Genomic DNA, 16,480 nt, shown 5'->3' with positions numbered 1-16,480 from the left:
AGCAAAGCCCGCCGCCCAGCCCCGCCGGCGTTTGAGGCGCGGGTCCGGGCAGAGCCCGGGAAACGGAGAAGGGGCGGGGAGCGGCTCCGCGCAGCGGCACCCCGGCACCCCGGCACCACTCACCCGCGACCCGCGGACCCGCCAACCCGCGGACCCGCCGACCCGCCGACCCGCCGACCCGCCGACCATCAACACCCCGAACGGGAGTTCAGAGATGACCGAGGCCCCGGACGCCACGATCCTGCACCGCACCGACAACAACGTCTCCTGGATCACCCTCAACCGCCCCGACGCCATGAACGCCCTCACCTGGGACCAACGCGAACGCGTCATCGCCCTGCTCGCAGACGCCTCCGCCGACCCCGCCACCCGCGCCGTCGTCATCACCGCCACCGGCAAGGGCTTCTGCGCCGGCGCCGACCTCCGCGGTGGGCCCGCCGCCACCGACCGCGTCGCCGGAGACGTCGCCCGCATGATCCGCCTCGGCGCGCAGCGCCTGATCACCGCGGTACTCGACTGCGAGAAGCCGGTCCTCGCCGCCGTCAACGGCACGGCCGCCGGCATCGGCGCCCACCTCGCCCTCGCCTGCGACCTCGTCCTCGCCGCCGACACGGCCCGCTTCATCGAGGTGTTCGTCCGCCGCGGCCTCGTCCCCGACGGCGGTGGCGCGTACCTCCTGCCCCGTCTCGTAGGCCCCCAGAAGGCCAAGGAACTGATGTTCTTCGGCGACGCCGTCCCCGCCGCGGAGGCGGAGCGGCTCGGCCTGGTCAACAAGGTGGTCCCGGCCCAGGACCTGGAGGCCACCGCCCGCGAGTGGGCCGAGCGCCTCGCCCAGGGCCCGACCCGGGCCATCGCCATGACGAAGCAGCTCGTGAACGCCTCCCTGGACGGTGACCGGGCGACCGCCCTGGCCGCCGAGGCCACCGCTCAGGAGATCAACATGACCACCGCCGACGCGAACGAGGGCGTGGCGAGCTTCGTGGAACGCCGCACGCCCAAGTACCTCGGCCGATAGAAGGCAGCCCAGACCCCCTACATCCGCGGATCCGGCCTCAGCAGCGCGAACACCGCCCCCGCCGGATCCGAGCCCCACGCGATGCGGCCGACGCCCGGCACGTCCACGGCGGGCATCAGCACCTCACCGCCGTTGCCCTCGATGGCCACGGCGGCGGCGTCCACGTCGGCCGCGTTGAAGTACGGCACCCAGCGCGGCAGCATGTTCGACGCGCCACCCGCGCCCTCGCCCAGTGGCGCGACCCCCCCGAAGGACGTCTGCTGCTGGTCGCCCTCGGCGGTGCTCAGCACCCGGTACGTCATGCCGGGTGCCTGCATCTCCTCGTGCCGCCAGCCGAAGAGCCCGTGGTAGAAGGCGATGGCCGACTCGGGTTCGGGGACGTGCAGTTCCACCCACACCAGGCTGTTGACCGCCGACGTCAGCTCCAGGCCGGCCGTCTTCCCCGGCTGCCAGCACGCGAACTGCGCGCCCTGCGGGTCGGTGAACTGCGCGAGCCAGCCCTCGCCCATCACGTCCATGGGATCCGCGCGCACCGTCCCGCCCGCGTCCCCGACGGCCCGGGCCGTGGCACGGATGTCGGAGGTGTTGAAGTACGTCATCCACGCGGAGGCCGCGCCACCCTCCAGCAGGGGTCCGGCCGCGGCCACGGTCTTCCCGGCGACCTGGAAGAACCCGTACCCGCCGGCGTCGGGGCCGGCGGACACGAACTCCCAGCCGAAGACGGACCGGTAGAAGGCGGCGGAGGTGTCGACGTCGGGGCTGCCGAGGTCGAGCCAGTTGGGTGATCCGGTGCGGAAGTCGGTGCCGAGCATGGGCGACTCTCCCAGGGTGGGGCGGATTCGGGTGCGCCCGACACGATGCCGAACCTTGCGCACGCGGCGCCGCACCCGCCGCCCGCCGGACAGGGCCTTCACCCGAGTGGAGGTACCGGCCCGGCCGCGGCTGGGCGCCCCGCAGGGAGGGCAGGTCGCGGAACTGGTCGCAGAAGGGGCCGCGGATGGCCGTGGCGGCCGCGGGGTCCCGCACCTTCCCATCTGACGCTCCGTCAGGTTCAATCGGTGATGTGATGGGACACGCAGGGATGGCGGCCACCGTCGTCCGATACCTCAGGTCAGTAGGCTCCCCCACCTCCACCGCGGCGGACGCGGAGTCCGTGGACGTTCTGCCGCGCCCCGACCTGCGGGCCGTCGGGGAGGACGAACGCGCACCCGTGAGCCCCGCCGAGTTCCGGGCCGTGCTCGGCAACTTCGCCAGCGGGGTCACCGTCATCACCGCCCCGCCCGCGGAGGGGGAGGACGGACCGGCCGGCTTCGCCTGCCAGTCGTTCGCCTCGCTCTCCCTGGACCCGCCGCTGGTCACCTTCATGGTGGCCCGTACGTCGACCACCTGGCCCCGCATCGCCCGCGCCGGGGTGTTCTGCGTGAACATCCTCGGCGCCGAACAGGGCGAGCTGTGCCGGGCCTTCGCCGTCAGCGGCTCCGACAAGTTCGCCGGGGTGGGCCACAGCCCCGCCCCCGCGACCGGGTCACCGCAGCTCGACGACGTGCCCGCCTGGATCGACTGCCGGATCCACGCCGTCCACACCGGCGGCGACCACCTCATCGTCGTCGGCCGGGTCGAGGCCATGGGCGCGGCGGGCGAGGACGGCCCACTGCTGTTCCACAGGGGCAGGTTCGGGCGGTTCAGCACCTGAGCACACCCGCCCGCCTGCAATCGAAGCTACCGATGCGTAAGCTCCCCCTGGGGGCCGAGGGACCTCACTGTCGTCCCGGCCTCTCGATTACCACTGATCCAGGGGGATTTGGCTTGATTTTGAATATGATGCGCCGCGCGCGCGGCGCAGTCGCCGTCAGCGTCGCCACGGGGGCCCTGCTCGTCGCCGCCGTACCGGCCGCTTCGGCCGCGCCGGCCGCCGCGCCTCCGAACACGGCCGCGGGCTCGATCCTGATCGACGGCACCACCGGGGCCACGCTCGACGCCAAGAACGCCGACACCAAGCGGCAGGGCGCGAGCACCACGAAGATCATGACGGCCGCCGTCATCATCGGTACGCCCGGTGTGGACCTCAACAAGAGGGTCACCATCCAGCAGGAGTACCTGGACTACGTCGTCCGGGAGGGCGCGAGCACCGCCCACCTGAAGGCCGGTGCCACGCCGACCGTCCGCCAGCTCCTCTACGGGCTGATGCTGCCGTCGGGCTGCGACGCGGCCTACGCACTCGCCGACACCTTCGGCAAGGGCGCGACCAGGGCGGAGCGCACGAAGGACTTCATCGCCCAGATGAACGCCAAGGCGAAGGCCCTGGGCATGACCGGGACGACGTACGACTCCTTCGACGGCATCTCGCCGACCGGCAACAACCTCACGACCCCGCGCGACCTCGCGAAGCTGACCAAGAGCACGATGAGGAGCACCACGTTCCAGGCGGTCGTGAAGGCCACTTCGTACAGCAGCGGCGGCACCTCCACCGACGCCACCTGGTACAACACCAACCTGCTCATCCGCGAGCGTCCCACCGGCTACGCCTACCCGGGTGCCATCGGCGTCAAGACCGGCACCGGCACCGCCGCCGGCAAGTGCCTCGTCTTTTCCGCGACCCGCAACGGCAAGACCGTCATCGGCGTCATGCTGAACGACGAGGAGCGCTACGCGGACGCCATGAAGCTCATGGACTGGGCGCTCGGCGCGAGCGCCGGCTCCGGGGCCGCACTGCAGCGCAGCAACACCGAGCCGATCCCCGACGTCCTCGACTGACGGCTGAGCTGATGATCTGACGCTCCCCCGCCTGCGGTTACGACCACCCGCAGGCGGGGGAGCTTCGTCGTTCCCGGCCCGGTCAGAAGGTGAGCACGCCCCGCGCCACCCGCCCGTGGTGGGCGTCGTCGACGGCCTTGGCGAAGTCCTCGACCGGGTAGACCTCCGTGACCAGCTCGTCCAGCAGCAGCCTGCCCTGACGGTAGAGCTCGGCGTAGAGCGCGATGTCCCGCTGCGGCCGCGAGGACCCGTACCGGCAGCCCATGATGGTCTTGTCCAGGTACATCGAGGAGACCTGGAAGGACGCCTCCTCCTTGAAGCCGGGCACCCCGAGCAGGACCGCCTGCCCGTGCCGGTCCAGCAGGTCGATGGCCTGGCGGATCAGCTTGACGTTGCCCACGCACTCGAAGGCGTGGTCCGCCCCGGTCGGGAGGATCTCCCTCACCGCGGCCGAGGAGTCCGCGACAGCCGACGCGTCGATGAAGTGCGTGGCCCCGAACCGGCGGGCCACCGCCTCCTTCGCCGGGTTCGCGTCGACCGCCACGATGGTGGTGGCGCCCGCGATCCGCGCGCCCTGGAGCACGTTCAGCCCGATCCCGCCGGTGCCGATGACGACGACCGACTCGCCACGGTCCACGCGCGCCCGGTTCAAGGCCGCGCCCACGCCCGTCAGGACCCCGCAGCCGATCAGCGCCGCCGAGGTCGGCGGGATGTCCGCCGGGATCTTCACCGCCTGTACGGCCTTGACGATCGTGCGCTCAGCGAAGGCCGAGTTCGACGCGAACTGGAACAGCGGCTTCCCGCCCCGCGAGAAGGGCTGCCCGGGCATCCCGATCGCCTTGCGGCACATCGTGGGCCGCCCCCGGTCGCAGTCCGCGCACGCCCCGCAGTTGGCCAGCGTGGACAGGGCCACGTGGTCCCCGGGCGCCACGTGCGTGACCCCGGAGCCGACCGCCTCCACGACCCCCGCGCCCTCGTGGCCGAGAACCACCGGAGGCGGGAAGGGGATCGTCCCGTCGATCACCGACAGGTCGCTGTGGCACAGCCCGGCCGCCGATATCGCGACGAGCACCTCCCCCGGCCCCGGGTCCCGGATCTCCAGGTCATCGACCACCTGCGCCTGCTTGCCGTCGAATACGACGCCTCTCACCGCGACTCCTTAGGCAGGCCGAGCACGCGCTCGGCGATGATGTTGCGCTGGATCTCGTCCGAGCCGCCGTAGATCGTGTCGGCGCGGGTGAACAGGAACAGCCGCTGCTCCTCGCCGAGCCCGAGCTCGTACGGCAGCCCGGGCTCCCACGCCGCCCCGGCCGGTCCGGCCGTCGCCGCCGCGCCGCGGACCTCGACCGCGAGCTCGCCGAGCCGTTTGTGCCAGCCGCCCCACAGCAGCTTGGCCACGCTCGGCGCCCCCGGATCGCCTTCGGCGCCCAGGGTCCTCAGGGCGTTCCACCGCATGGTGCGCAGCTCCGCCCACTGGCGCACCAGCCGGTCCCGCAGTACGGGGTCGTCCGCGCCCGCCGCGCCGGAAGCGGCGTACGCGGCCAGTACGCGCTCCAGCTCCGCCGCGAAGCCGATCTGCTGGACCAGCGTCGAGACGCCCCGCTCCAGCGCGAGCAGCCCCATGGCCACGCCCCAGCCCTCGCCCTCCGCGCCGACGGCCTCCGCCGCGACCGCGCCGTCGAAGAAGACCTCGTTGAACTCCGAGGTCCCCGACATCTGTCGGATGGGCCGGACCTCGACCCGCCCCGGCTGGTCCATCCGTACGAGGAGGAAGGACAGCCCCCGGTGGCGCCGCGAGCCCGGCTCGGTGCGGGCCAGGACGAAGCACCAGTCGGCGTCCCGGGCGAGCGAGGTCCAGATCTTCTGGCCGGTGACCCGGTACAGCCCGTCGGCCGGGTCCCGGACGGCGGCCGTGCGGATCGCGGCGAGGTCGGAGCCGGCGCCGGGCTCGCTGTAGCCCTGGCACCACAGTTCCTCGCCCGCCGCGATGCCGGGGAGGAAGCGGTCCTGCTGCTCCTGGGAGCCGTACGCGATGAGCGTCGGCGCGAGGAGGTTCTCCCCGATGTGGCCGACCCGGCCGGGGGCGCGCAGCGCCGCGTACTCCTCGGCCCACACCACCTGCCCGGTCAGCGAGAGCCGCCGCTGCCCGTACGCCCCCTCCGGCACGTCCCAGCCCTGCCCGATCCAGCCCCCGCGGCCCAGCTCGCGCTCCCACGCGCGCCGGGCGGCGACCTCCTCGTGCTCGCTGCCCGGTCCGCCGAGGCCGACCGCCTGCGCGTACGGGCCGACGAGGTGCTCCGTCAGCCACGCCCGGGCGTGGCCGCGCAGTTCCTCGTCCTCGGCCCCGAAGCCGAAATCCACGGCGCTCCCCCCGTCAGGCGTTGGGGCGGTCCTTGGCGGCCGCCGCCTTGGCCATGGCCTCCAGCTGGGCCAGCATCGGCATCGGGTCCTTGCCGACGGTTCCGGGGAGGAAGTCGGCGATCTTCTCCGGGGTCCAGGTGCCCTCGGCGTACGCGGCGCGCAGTTCGCGCGGCTGCGCCCAGACGGCGATCTTGGGGCCGGCGATCGTGTAGACCTGCCCGGTGATGTCCTCCGCCCTGGCGCGGTCGCTGAGCAGGTAGGTGACGAGCGCGGCCACGTCCTCGGGCTCGCCGATCTCCTTGAGCTCCATGGGGACGTTGGCCGACATGCGGGTGCGGGCGACGGGTGCGACGGCGTTGGCCGTGACCCCGTACTTGGCCAGCCCGAGGGCGGCGCTGCGTACCAGCGAGATGATCCCGCCCTTTGCGGCACTGTAGTTGGCCTGGGCGACGGAGCCCTGGTGGTTGCCGCTGGTGAAGCCGATGAGTGTGCCGGTGCCCTGCTTGCGCATCACGGCGGAGGCGGCGCGGAAGACGGTGAAGGTGCCCTTGAGGTGCGTGGCGACGACCGGGTCCCACTCCTCCTCGGACATGTTGAACAGCATCCGCTCGCGCAGGATGCCGGCGACGCACACGACCCCGTCGATGCGGCCGTACCGGGCGAGCGCCGTGTCGACGATGCGCTGGCCGCCCGCCATGGTGGAGATGTCGTCGGCGACGGCGACGGCCTCGCCGCCCGCGGCGAGGATCTCCTTCACCACGCCTTCGGCGATCTCGCTGGTCGGTTCGCCGCCCTCGATCCCCACGCCGTAGTCGTTGACGACGACCTTGGCCCCCTCGGCGGCCGCGGCGAGTGCCACGGCCCGCCCGATGCCCCGGCCGGCGCCGGTGACGGCGACGACTTTGCCTGCCAAGAAGTTCCCCACGTCCGGCCCCTTCCCACGTTTTCTGACGGACCGTTAGATTCTATGGGCACGCCGACGCCGGAGCACAAGCCCCCGTTGCAAGGAGCTGACGACGCCCATGACCCTGCCCGCCGAGTTCCACGACATCGCCAAGCGCGTCAACAACTGGGGCCGCTGGGGAGCAGACGACGAGATCGGCACCCTCAACCTCATCACCGACGAGGTCGTCCGGGCCGCCGCGGGGGAGATCCGCAGCGGCCGCCGGATACCGCTCGCCCTGCCCCTCAAGGAGGACGGCGTCCAGGCCGGCATGATCCCGGGCCGGATCAACCCGCTGCACACGATGGTGCAGATCAACCAGGAGCTCTTCGGCCCGGGCACGGTGGCGTGCAGCGACGACGCCGTGACCATGGGCCTCCAGTCGGCCACCCACTGGGACGCCCTGACCCACGTCTCCCACTCCGGCCGGATCTGGAACGGCCGCCCGGCGTCCACGATCACGGCGCACGGCCGCGCCGAGTTCAGCGGCATCGACAAGGCCGGCCACATCGTCTCGCGCGGGGTCCTGCTCGACGTGGCCCGCGCGAAGGGTCAAGACCGCCTGCCCGGCGGCCACGCCGTCACGCCCGAAGACCTGGCCGAGGCGGAGGAGTTCGGCGGGGTCACGGTCCGTGCGGGCGACATCGTCCTGGTCCGCACCGGCCAGATCCAGGTCTACCTGGCGGGCGACAAGCACGGCTACGGCTTTCCGTCGCCCGGCCTGTCCGTACGCACCCCGGAGTGGTTCCACGCGCGGGACGTCGCGGCGGTCGCGAACGACACCCTCACCTTCGAGATCTTCCCGCCGGAGATCGAGAACCTCTGGCTGCCGGTGCACGCCCTCGACCTCGTCGAGATGGGCATGCACCAGGGTCAGAACTGGAATCTCGAAAAGTTGTCCACAGCCTGTGCAGAAGAAGGCCGGTACACCTTCCTCCTCTCGGCGATGCCGGAACCCTTCGTCGGCGCGGTGGGCACCCCGGTCGCCCCGGTGGCCATCCTCTGAGCACCGCCGCCGTCACTCCGGCGTCCGGGGCGGGTTGACGTTCACGGGCTGCTGGGACTCGGGCGGAGGGCTCGGGCCGCACGGGCGCGGGTCCGCCCGCCACCGTCCCGGCCCCCCGACCGGCGGAAGCGGACGCGAACGACGCCACACCCGCATTCTTCCCGCACGGTGACCACACCTGCAGGAGCCAACGATCGGCCGTCCGCCCCCACCTGGAACCATGAGGTGTCCATGACGCGTCACCGTCGTCATCATCCGACGCGCAGACCCCCCGGTCCCCACCGCCGCTCCCAGGAGGAACGATGGCCAACCCGTACCAGGTACCCCCGCCCCCGCCGCCACCGCGCCGCAAGAACAACACCGCCGCCGTCCTCGTGGTCGTCTTCGTGATCGTCGCGGCCCTCTACGGCGTCTCCAAGGCGCTCCTCGCGGACGACAGCAAGAGCGGCGGCAAGCCCTCGACTTCCTCCACCCTCGGCGCCCCCTCCGTCAAGACCTCCGACCCCGGCAACCCGGAGTCCTCGTCCGACACCTCCAGCTCCTGGAAGGTCGGCGACTGCGGCGGCCCGGACCCGAAGAACCAGCCCGACGGCTACCGGCCCCAGAAGTGCGACGCCAAGGGCGCCACCTTCAAGGCCATCGACATCAAGGAAGCCAGCATCCTCCCCGGCGCGATCCAGTGTCCGGCCGGCACCGACCTGATGATCGAAGTGAGCATCTCCTACAACGGCGGCAAGAGCAGCGGCATCCCCACCAACACCGTCTGCGGCCGCAACCTCGCCGGCGACCACCCCGGCGACGCGGGCGCGGGCGGCGGCCAGCTGGTGAAGGGCGACTGCGTGACCGACCAGGCCCAGGAAGTCGCCTGCGCGGGCGCCCCCAAGGGCACGTACAAGGTCCTCGGCCTCGTCAAGACGAAGAGCGAATGCCCCTCGGGCACCACAGAACCCATGCAGCTCACGATGGCGGTCGGCCGCCCGTACGACGTGATCTGCGCGGAGGGCTAGGCCCCCCGCCCACCCCTGTACGCCCCCGCCGCCCACCCGGCGGCGGGGCCGCACGGCTCCGGGGGCCGGACTCCGGGACGAGGATCACGACCCGCCGGCCGCCGCCACGAACGCCCGCGCCTCCCGCAGGTACCCCAGGCAGCCGTCCACATCGGCCGGCACCAGCCGGACCCACTCCCTCATCGGATGCCCGGGACGCGTCTCGCACGGCTGGCCGACTCCCGCCGCGACCAACTCGGCAACCCGCACGGCGGGCAGCTTCACCACGACGTCCTCCTCGGTGGAGAAGGCGTAGAACTTCCCTCCGGTCTTCACCCCGAGCGAGTGCAGCATGCGCCCCCGTTCGTCCCCCGGGTACTCGACGCCCAGAACGGCCACGGCTTCCTCGAAGAGCTCCACGAGCACCATTGTTCTCGCCCGGCCGTCAATCCCAGGCATTGAACAGCATGGCTCCCAGAGTCTCCGGCTCCCAGTACGCGATCTGCCTGTGCTCGGCAGCCGACAGCACCGAGGTGTCCCACTCCCTACGCGTCGGCCGCCCCGGTCTCACCGAGCACTTCCAGGTAATGCGCGTTGTACATGACGCCCAGGACGTTCCCGAAGGGATCGACCACCGAGGCGGTGGTGAACCCCGGCCCGCGCTGCACCGGCTCCTCGTACGCCGTCGCCCCCATGGCGAGCAGCCTCTCGAAGACCGCCTGCACCTCATCGACGTGCCAGTACACCACGGCCCCACCGACCCCGCCCGCCGCGCCACCGGGCGCGTACCGCCGGTCGATGATCCCCAGCTCGTGCTGGTAGTCCCCGAGCCGGAACTCCGCGTACCCGGGCCGCTCGAAGTACGGCTCGACGCCGAGCAGTTCGGTGTACCAGCGCTTGGCCGCTCCCAGATCGTCGGCCCAGAAACTGACCGTGGTAAGCCCTCGCAACATCCCTGCCCGCTCCTTCGCCGCCCCGAAAACCGGATCCCGGCCGCACGCCCTCACCACGGCCGGGCCCGACTCTAGCCACCGACCAGGCCAGGAACTGTCCTAGTTCCGAGGTGTCCCGAAGCGCCGTCGCCGCAGCCCTCGCGGAGGTGGATGCGGGTGGCGGCGGCGCGCATGCACGCCCCGAGCGCGGCACGGCGGCCGCCACCCCGCGACCCGCACTCGTCAAGGCAGGCCCTTGGCGTCCCCTCGCGTCGAATCGCTCCACACCAGGGTGATCAAGATGTGACGGATCGTCAATATCTCGTTAGAGGTACACGTGTGGTTCCCGGCCGGAAGGGTGAATTTTCGGCGGGCCGCTCGTGGCCCCGTCAGACGCCGCCTTCTGCGCGCGGTCGACCTCGCACCAGATCCGCTTGCCCGCGCCCTCGCGCTGCCAGCCCCAGCGGTCCGCCAGGCCGTCCACCAGTTCCAGGCCCCGGCCGTTGGTGTCGTCGCCGGCCGCCTGCCGCCTGGCCGGGCCCCGGTCGCTCGCGTCCGCGACCTCGACCCGTACGCCCGGGCCCCGGAACAGCATCCGCAGCACGGCCGGACAGCCCGTGTGCACCACAGCGTTCGTGACCAGCTCGGAGATCAGCAGGATCAGCGTCTCGGCGAGCGGCTCGTCATCCCCTATGCCCGACCCCGCCAGCCGCGAGCGCGCCCACCGGCGGGCCCGGCCGACCTCGGCGGGGTCCGGTCCTACCTCCAGCTGAACCTGAAGCACCTGCACCGCTCACACCATCCGAACCGGCGGACACTTCGCCTCGCGACAGGATGGGATCACCCAGCGTGATCCCGTTGCCGAGCAGCATGGTTGACGTACAGTCACCACAACAAGCGCTTCGGGCATATTCACCCGCGATGGAGTGGGTGTGGTGCATACTGTGCGGCGCCCGCGCCGCTCAACCGCTCGCATCGTGGGAGCGTATCGTGGCGGGCCTGCGTCTCCCGGCTGTTGGAGGGCGGGCGAAGGACACAAACCGATATCAACTCTCCGTAATCGGACATGCGTCCCCCGTCGTCCCGCCCGTGCCCTCCGTGACGGTCGGCTACACCGCGCCCGACAGCAGGAGTTCGGCGGCCAGCAGCTCCTCCGCCTCCGCCGCCGTGCGCCACTGCTCCGCCCGCACCCACGCCCGCTTCAGGTGCAGGTGCACGTCCGCCTCCCAGGTGAAGCCCATCCCGCCGTGCACCTGCAGGCAGTCCCGGGCGCCCCGCACCGCCGCCTCGTCCGCCAGCAGCTTCGCCGCCGCGATCTCACCGTCGTCGCCGGTCACCGCCGCCGCGTAGACCGCCGTACGGGCCACCTCCGCCCGCACCAGCATCTGCGCGCACAGGTGTTTCACCGCCTGGAACGCCCCGATCGGCTGCCCGAACTGCTCGCGCTCCCCCGCGTACCGCACCGCCAGCTCCACCGTCCGCAGCGCGCTGCCGACCTGGAGCGCCGCCGTCAGCAGCGCCCCCTCGGAGCGGTACGCCGACACGTCCGCGTACGAGGAGACCCGGTGCAGCGGTGTCAGCGGGTCCGCCGAGCGCACGGGCGAGCCGGCGGGCACGCCCCCGGCGCCCGGCGACCCGGGAGGCCCCAGTACCGCGTCCGCCTCCCCCAGGTACGCCACCAGGCCCCCGCCGATGTCGCACGCCGTCACCACCGCCGTGCCCTCGGCCGCACCCGGGACCACCCCGGCGGCCAGGTGCGTGGCCACCAGCGGGCCAGGCAGCAGCACCCGCCCGGCCTCCTCGAAGACCAGCACCGCCTCCGCGAGCCCGAGGCCGACACCCCCCTCGGACTCCGGCAGGCGCAGCGCGAAGAACCCCGCCTCGCCGAGCTCCCGCCACAGGCCCCGGTCCACGACGGGGGCGCCCGCATCGACCGCCGCGCGCAGCGCCTCGCGCCCGTACCGGCCCCCCAGCAGGTCCCGTACACCCGCCCTAAGGTCGCCCTGCTCCTGCGTCGGCTGGAAGTCCATGCCCCTCACCGGCCCTTCGGGAGGCCGAGGATCCGCTCGGCGACGATGTTCTGCTGGATCTGCGAGGTGCCCGCCGCGATCGTGTACGAGAGGGAGGAGAGCCGGTCCAGCACCCACTCCTCCTCCAGCAGCAGGGACGACGCCCCCAGCACCTGCCCCGCCACCTCGAACAGCTCCTGCCGCGCGTGCGAGTACGCCAGCTTGAAGACCGAGCCGCCGATCCCGGGCACCCCGCCGGCCCGCTGCGCCTCGCTCACGTTCCACTGCGTGAGCCGCCACAGCGCGCCGAACTCCCCGTACAGCCGCCCCAGCCTGCGCCGCAGCACCGGGTCGTCCCAGCGGCCGTTCGCCCGGGCCGCCGTGGCCAGCTCGCCCAGGGTTCGGCGGCAGGCGACGACCTCGCCGACGAAGGCCGTGCCCCGCTCGAAGGACAGCGTCACCATGGTGACCCGCCAGCCGTCGTTCTCCGCGCCGACGCGGTTCGCGACCGGGACCCGCACCTCGTCCAGGAACACCTCCGCGAACTCCGTCGACCCGGCGAGCGTGCGCAGCGGCCGCACCGTCACCCCCGGCGCGTCCATCGGCATGGCCAGCCAGGAGATCCCCCGGTGCTTCGGGGCCGCCGGATCGGTCCGCACCAGCAGCTCGCACCAGTCGGCGACCTCCGCGTGCGAGGTCCAGATCTTCGACCCCGTGATCGCGTACTCGTCGCCGTCGCGGACCGCGCGCGTGCGCAGCGAGGCCAGGTCGGAGCCGGCGTCCGGCTCGCTGAAGCCCTGGCACCACACCTCGTCGCCGCGCAGCACGGGCGGCAGCCAGCGCGCCCGCTGCTCCGCCGTGCCCTCGGCGGCGATGGTCGGGCCGGCGTGCAGCAGCCCGACGAAGTTCGCGCCGACGTACGGGGCTCCGGCGCGCTCGGTCTCCTCCAGGTAGATCAGGTGCTGGGTCGGGGTCGCCCCGCGGCCGCCCGCGTCGAGCGGCCAGTGCAGGCCCGCGTACCCGGCCTCGTACAGCCTGCGCTGCCAGCCCATGTCGTACGCCCGCCGGCCCGGCCAGTCGTCGGGGGCCGGCTTGGCGGGGAGCTCGGGCAGCACCTTGGCGAGCCATTCGCGCAGCCGCGCCCGGAAGTCCTGCTCCTCCTCGGTGTAGGTGAGGTCCACTAGCGCCGCCGGTCGGCGTCGAGGTCGAGGCCGAGCATGCGGATGGCGTTGCCGCGCATCAGCTTGTAGACCGTCTCGTCGTCGAGGCCCTTCACGTGGTCGAGGGCGACGTCCTTGGTGTGCGGGAAGGTCGAGTCCACGTGCGGGTAGTCGGTCTCGAAGGTGGCGTTGTCGCGGCCCACGACGTCCAGCGAGGCGATGCCGTGCTTGTCGCGGAAGAAGCAGCAGAACATCTGCCGGTAGTAGTACGTGGACGGCGGCTCGGGGATCAGGTCGCGCACCCCGCCCCATGCCCGGTGCTCCTGCCAGACGTCGTCCGCGCGCTCCAGGGCGTACGGGATCCAGCCCATCTGGCCCTCGCTGTAGGCGAGCTTCAGCGTCGGGAACTTCACCAGCACGCCGCTGAAGAGGAAGTCCATCATCGAGGCCATGGCGTTGTTGAAGCTGAGCGAGGCCTGCACGGCGGGCGGTGCGTCGGGGGAGGCGGCGGGCATCTGGGAGCTGGACCCGATGTGCATGTTGATCACCGTGCCGGTCTCCTGGCAGACGGCGAAGAAGGGGTCCCAGTAGCCGGAGTGGATGGACGGCAGTCCCAGGTACGTCGGGATCTCGGAGAAGGTCACCGCGCGCACGCCGCGGGCGGCGTTGCGCCGGATCTCGGCCACGGCCAGGTCGATGTCCCAGAGCGGGATGATGCAGAGCGGGATCAGCCGGCCGCCGCTGTCACCGCACCACTCCTCGACCATCCAGTCGTTGTACGCGCGCACGCAGGCGAGGGCGACTTCCTTGTCGTGGGCCTCCGCGAAGGTCTGCCCGCAGAAGCGCGGGAAGGTCGGGAAGCACAGGGAGGCCTCCACGTGGTTGAGGTCCATGTCGGCGAGCCGGGCCTTGGGGTCCCAGCAGCCGCGCCGCATCTCCTCGCGGGTGATCCCCTCCAGGGTCATGTCGTCGCGGTCGAAGCCGACGGCGGCGATGTTGCGCTTGTACGGGAACTTGAGGTCCTCGTAGATCCACCAGTCGGTGGGTGGGCCGTCGGGGTCCATGGTGATCACGTACTTGCCGCCGGTGTACTCCAGCTCGCCGATGCCGGCGGTGAGCGCCTTGGGACCCCGGTCGCGGTACTTGGCCGGCAGCCAGACGTCGAAGAGGTGGGCGGGTTCGATCACGTGGTCGTCGACGCTGATGATCCGAGGCAGTTCCAGTCCCATTGGCCGTCTCCCCATTTCCCGTACACGCATCTCTCACCCATCAATCTGATGGATCGTCAGAAACAAGCTAGCCTCGCCACCCCTGGACCGACAAGCGTCAGCGCTCTACGCTCTCCGCTTGATCTGACTATCCGTCAGCTATGGGGAGGTCTGGGATGCCGGAGACGACGGACGCGGCCGGCGGCGAGCGGAGCACGGGCGACACCGCCACGGCCACCGAACTGAGCCGCAGCGCCACCCTCTGGGAACTCGTCACCCGCCGGGCGGCGCTCAGCCCCCGCACCACCGCCCTCATCGAGGCCGCCGAGGACCCCGCCGCCGACCGCACGCTCACCTTCGGCGAACTCCGCGACCGCGCCGAACGCGTCGCCGCCGGCCTCTACGACATGGGTGTACGCCCCGGCACCGTCGTCGCCTGGCAGCTGCCCACCCGCATCGAGACCGTGCTCCTCTCGCTCGCCCTCGCCCGCATCGGCGCCGTCCAGTCCCCCGTCATCCCCTTCTACCGGGACCGGGAGGTCGGCTTCGCGCTGCGCGAGTCCAAGGCCGAGTTCTTCGCCGTCCCCGGCACCTGGCGCGGGTACGACCACACCGCGATGGCCTCCCGGCTCGGCGCGCGCGGCGTCTTCGAGGCGTACGACAGCCTCCCCGACGGCGATCCGGATCTGCTCCCCCCGCCGCCCGCCTCCGGCACCGACGTCCGGTGGATCTACTGGACCTCCGGCACCACCTCCGACCCCAAGGGCGTGCTGCACACCGACCGCTCCCTGATCGCCGGCGGCTCCTGCCTCGCGCACGCCCTGCACCTGACCCCGTCGGACGTCGGCTCGATGGCCTTCCCCTTCGCGCACATAGCCGGGCCCGACTACACCGTGATGCTCCTCCTCTACGGCTTCCCGGCCGTCCTCTTCGAGAAGTTCGCGATGCCCGACGCCCTCGACGGCTACCGCCGCCACGGCGTCACCGTCGCCGGCGGCTCCACGGCCTTCTACTCGATGTTCCTCACCGAGCAGCGCAAGGACCCCGCCACCCGCCTCATCCCCACCCTGCGCCTCCTCGCGGGCGGCGGCGCCCCCAAACCGCCGGAGATCTACCACGCCGTCGTACGCGAACTGGGCTGCCAGCTCACCCACGGCTACGGCATGACCGAGGTCCCGATGATCACCATGGGGGCCCCGGACGACACCCCCGAAAACCTCGCCACCACCGAGGGCTGCCCCCCGGAGGGCATGTCGATCCGCATCACCACCCCCGAGGGCACCCCGCTCCCCCCGGACACGGACGGGGAGGTCCGCCTGCGCGGCGAAGCGGTCTGCCAGGGCTACCTGAACGCCGACCAGTCGGCAGAGGTCTTCGACCAGGACGGCTACCTGATCACGGGCGACCTCGGCCACCTCACCCCGGACGGCTACCTGGTCCTCACCGGCCGCAGCAAGGACGTCATCATCCGCAAGGGCGAGAACATCTCGGCGAAGGAGATCGAGGACCTCCTCCACCAGCTCCCGGCCGTGGCGGACGTGGCGGTCATCGGCCTCCCCGACCCCACCCGCGGCGAACGCGTCTGCGCGGTCGTCGAACAACCCCCGGGCACGGCCCCCCTGACCCTCCCCCAGCTCACGTCCTACCTCCGCGCCCAGGGCCTGTCCCCCCACAAACTCCCCGAGCAGCTGGAACTCCTGGACTCCCTCCCCCGCAACGACGCCCTGCGCAAGGTCCTGAAGTACAAACTGCGGGAGCGGTACGCCTGAGGGGGAGGGGGGCGGGGCGGGGGCGGAGGCGGGGGTACGAGATGACGCCCGGTCGGACCTCAACCCCCTCGACCCCCAACCCTGCACGCGGCGGCTGCCCACCCGCCTGCCCGCCTGCCCGCCTGCCGGGTGCGGGTGGGGGGCTGGTACGTCGCTTCAGTGCGCGGGGGCCGGACTGCGGGTGGCGGCGGGACGCCCGGGGAGGCGAGCGGAAAGCCGGCAGGCAACAGGCAGACGGGCGTGGCGGTGCCCCGGCCGGTCGGGAGCGAGGAAGGGTTGGGGATTTCCCGTCAGTCCCATAGTCCTTCCGCGTCGGGCCGCCCTGTCAAGGGCGCTC

16 protein-coding genes are annotated in these 16,480 nt (G+C 72.1%); 6 read left to right on the top strand and 10 right to left on the bottom strand.

Features of this window, described 5'->3' with window-relative positions; translation table 11 throughout:
• The first annotated feature begins 214 nt into the window (after positions 1 to 214).
• Positions 215 to 1,015 carry an enoyl-CoA hydratase/isomerase family protein gene (locus ACZ6Y1_RS13855; RefSeq protein WP_469627545.1) on the top strand — a complete coding sequence of 267 codons (801 nt, stop codon included), beginning with the start codon at positions 215 to 217 and terminating at the stop codon, positions 1,013 to 1,015.
• Between the two features lie 17 nt (positions 1,016 to 1,032).
• Here ACZ6Y1_RS13855 and ACZ6Y1_RS13850 read toward each other — a convergent pair whose 3' ends face one another.
• The gene (locus ACZ6Y1_RS13850; protein ID WP_469627543.1) at positions 1,033 to 1,827 is read right to left on the bottom strand and encodes a VOC family protein; all 795 of its coding nucleotides are present in this window, start codon (positions 1,825 to 1,827) and stop codon (positions 1,033 to 1,035) included.
• A 254-nt stretch (positions 1,828 to 2,081) separates the two neighbouring features.
• On the opposite strand from ACZ6Y1_RS13850, the gene ACZ6Y1_RS13845 reads away from it, so the two are divergent.
• Both ACZ6Y1_RS13845 and ACZ6Y1_RS13840 read left to right on the top strand, forming a co-directional pair.
• Complete coding sequence (locus ACZ6Y1_RS13845) at positions 2,082 to 2,708, top strand: flavin reductase family protein (protein ID WP_469628273.1); 627 nt, start codon at positions 2,082 to 2,084, stop codon at positions 2,706 to 2,708.
• A 125-nt stretch (positions 2,709 to 2,833) separates the two neighbouring features.
• Positions 2,834 to 3,769: a D-alanyl-D-alanine carboxypeptidase family protein gene (locus ACZ6Y1_RS13840; protein WP_469627540.1), complete on the top strand. Its 936-nt coding sequence runs from the start codon at positions 2,834 to 2,836 to the stop codon at positions 3,767 to 3,769.
• 82 nt (positions 3,770 to 3,851) lie between these two features.
• Here ACZ6Y1_RS13840 and ACZ6Y1_RS13835 read toward each other — a convergent pair whose 3' ends face one another.
• From ACZ6Y1_RS13835 to ACZ6Y1_RS13825, 3 genes are read right to left on the bottom strand one after another with little or no spacing between them, the layout of a single operon-like run.
• Entirely contained in the window at positions 3,852 to 4,919 is a 1,068-nt protein-coding gene (locus ACZ6Y1_RS13835; RefSeq protein WP_469627536.1) for a Zn-dependent alcohol dehydrogenase, read from the bottom strand.
• Positions 4,916 to 6,130, bottom strand: a complete 1,215-nt coding sequence (locus ACZ6Y1_RS13830) for an acyl-CoA dehydrogenase family protein (protein ID WP_469627534.1) — start codon at positions 6,128 to 6,130, stop codon at positions 4,916 to 4,918. The genes ACZ6Y1_RS13835 and ACZ6Y1_RS13830 overlap by 4 nt, the downstream gene beginning before the upstream one ends.
• Positions 6,131 to 6,143: 13 nt before the next feature.
• A complete protein-coding gene (locus ACZ6Y1_RS13825) occupies positions 6,144 to 7,055 on the bottom strand; it encodes an SDR family oxidoreductase (protein ID WP_469627531.1) in 912 nt (303 codons plus the stop codon).
• Between the two features lie 97 nt (positions 7,056 to 7,152).
• Between ACZ6Y1_RS13825 and ACZ6Y1_RS13820 the strand changes: the two genes are divergently transcribed.
• Positions 7,153 to 8,079: a cyclase family protein gene (locus ACZ6Y1_RS13820; RefSeq protein ID WP_469627528.1), complete on the top strand. Its 927-nt coding sequence runs from the start codon at positions 7,153 to 7,155 to the stop codon at positions 8,077 to 8,079.
• Positions 8,080 to 8,381: 302 nt separating this feature from the next.
• A complete protein-coding gene (locus tag ACZ6Y1_RS13815) occupies positions 8,382 to 9,086 on the top strand; it encodes a hypothetical protein (RefSeq protein ID WP_469627525.1) in 705 nt (234 codons plus the stop codon).
• 84 nt (positions 9,087 to 9,170) lie between these two features.
• On the opposite strand, the gene ACZ6Y1_RS13810 is transcribed toward ACZ6Y1_RS13815, so the two are convergent.
• The 6 genes from ACZ6Y1_RS13810 to ACZ6Y1_RS13785 all read right to left on the bottom strand — a co-directional run bounded on the left by ACZ6Y1_RS13810 (position 9,171) and on the right by ACZ6Y1_RS13785 (position 14,395).
• Entirely contained in the window at positions 9,171 to 9,485 is a 315-nt protein-coding gene (locus tag ACZ6Y1_RS13810; protein WP_469627522.1) for a hypothetical protein, read from the bottom strand.
• Positions 9,486 to 9,610: 125 nt separating this feature from the next.
• Complete coding sequence (locus tag ACZ6Y1_RS13805; RefSeq protein WP_469627518.1) at positions 9,611 to 10,018, bottom strand: VOC family protein; 408 nt, start codon at positions 10,016 to 10,018, stop codon at positions 9,611 to 9,613.
• 304 nt (positions 10,019 to 10,322) lie between these two features.
• Positions 10,323 to 10,787 carry an ATP-binding protein gene (locus ACZ6Y1_RS13800; protein WP_469627515.1) on the bottom strand — a complete coding sequence of 155 codons (465 nt, stop codon included), beginning with the start codon at positions 10,785 to 10,787 and terminating at the stop codon, positions 10,323 to 10,325.
• Positions 10,788 to 11,106: 319 nt separating this feature from the next.
• The gene (locus ACZ6Y1_RS13795) at positions 11,107 to 12,027 is read right to left on the bottom strand and encodes an acyl-CoA dehydrogenase family protein (protein WP_469627512.1); all 921 of its coding nucleotides are present in this window, start codon (positions 12,025 to 12,027) and stop codon (positions 11,107 to 11,109) included.
• A 5-nt stretch (positions 12,028 to 12,032) separates the two neighbouring features.
• On the bottom strand, positions 12,033 to 13,187 hold the full coding sequence (locus ACZ6Y1_RS13790; RefSeq protein WP_469627509.1) for an acyl-CoA dehydrogenase: 1,155 nt from the start codon (positions 13,185 to 13,187) through the stop codon (positions 12,033 to 12,035).
• Complete coding sequence (locus ACZ6Y1_RS13785; RefSeq protein ID WP_469627507.1) at positions 13,187 to 14,395, bottom strand: amidohydrolase family protein; 1,209 nt, start codon at positions 14,393 to 14,395, stop codon at positions 13,187 to 13,189. The genes ACZ6Y1_RS13790 and ACZ6Y1_RS13785 overlap by 1 nt, the downstream gene beginning before the upstream one ends.
• 155 nt (positions 14,396 to 14,550) lie before the next feature.
• On the opposite strand from ACZ6Y1_RS13785, the gene ACZ6Y1_RS13780 reads away from it, so the two are divergent.
• Complete coding sequence (locus tag ACZ6Y1_RS13780; RefSeq protein ID WP_469627504.1) at positions 14,551 to 16,143, top strand: class I adenylate-forming enzyme family protein; 1,593 nt, start codon at positions 14,551 to 14,553, stop codon at positions 16,141 to 16,143.
• Positions 16,144 to 16,480: the final 337 nt, after the last annotated feature.

It is taken from the genome of Streptomyces sp. NPDC053432 (assembly GCF_055585365.1).
Note: the sequence above shows the minus strand (reverse complement) of the source record. Positions and strands in the feature narration are given on the sequence as shown.

Bases quoted from the DNA above. Each gene is read 5' to 3' on its own strand.
- ACZ6Y1_RS13855 (WP_469627545.1), top strand. From the start codon at position 215: ATGACCGAGGCCCCGGACGCCACGATCCTGCACCGCACCGACAACAAC.
- ACZ6Y1_RS13850 (WP_469627543.1), bottom strand. From the start codon at position 1,827: ATGCTCGGCACCGACTTCCGCACCGGATCACCCAACTGGCTCGACCTC.
- ACZ6Y1_RS13845 (WP_469628273.1), top strand. From the start codon at position 2,082: ATGGGACACGCAGGGATGGCGGCCACCGTCGTCCGATACCTCAGGTCA.
- ACZ6Y1_RS13840 (WP_469627540.1), top strand. From the start codon at position 2,834: ATGATGCGCCGCGCGCGCGGCGCAGTCGCCGTCAGCGTCGCCACGGGG.
- ACZ6Y1_RS13820 (WP_469627528.1), top strand. From the start codon at position 7,153: ATGACCCTGCCCGCCGAGTTCCACGACATCGCCAAGCGCGTCAACAAC.
- ACZ6Y1_RS13815 (WP_469627525.1), top strand. From the start codon at position 8,382: ATGGCCAACCCGTACCAGGTACCCCCGCCCCCGCCGCCACCGCGCCGC.
- ACZ6Y1_RS13805 (WP_469627518.1), bottom strand. From the start codon at position 10,018: ATGTTGCGAGGGCTTACCACGGTCAGTTTCTGGGCCGACGATCTGGGA.
- ACZ6Y1_RS13795 (WP_469627512.1), bottom strand. From the start codon at position 12,027: ATGGACTTCCAGCCGACGCAGGAGCAGGGCGACCTTAGGGCGGGTGTA.
- ACZ6Y1_RS13785 (WP_469627507.1), bottom strand. From the start codon at position 14,395: ATGGGACTGGAACTGCCTCGGATCATCAGCGTCGACGACCACGTGATC.
- ACZ6Y1_RS13780 (WP_469627504.1), top strand. From the start codon at position 14,551: ATGCCGGAGACGACGGACGCGGCCGGCGGCGAGCGGAGCACGGGCGAC.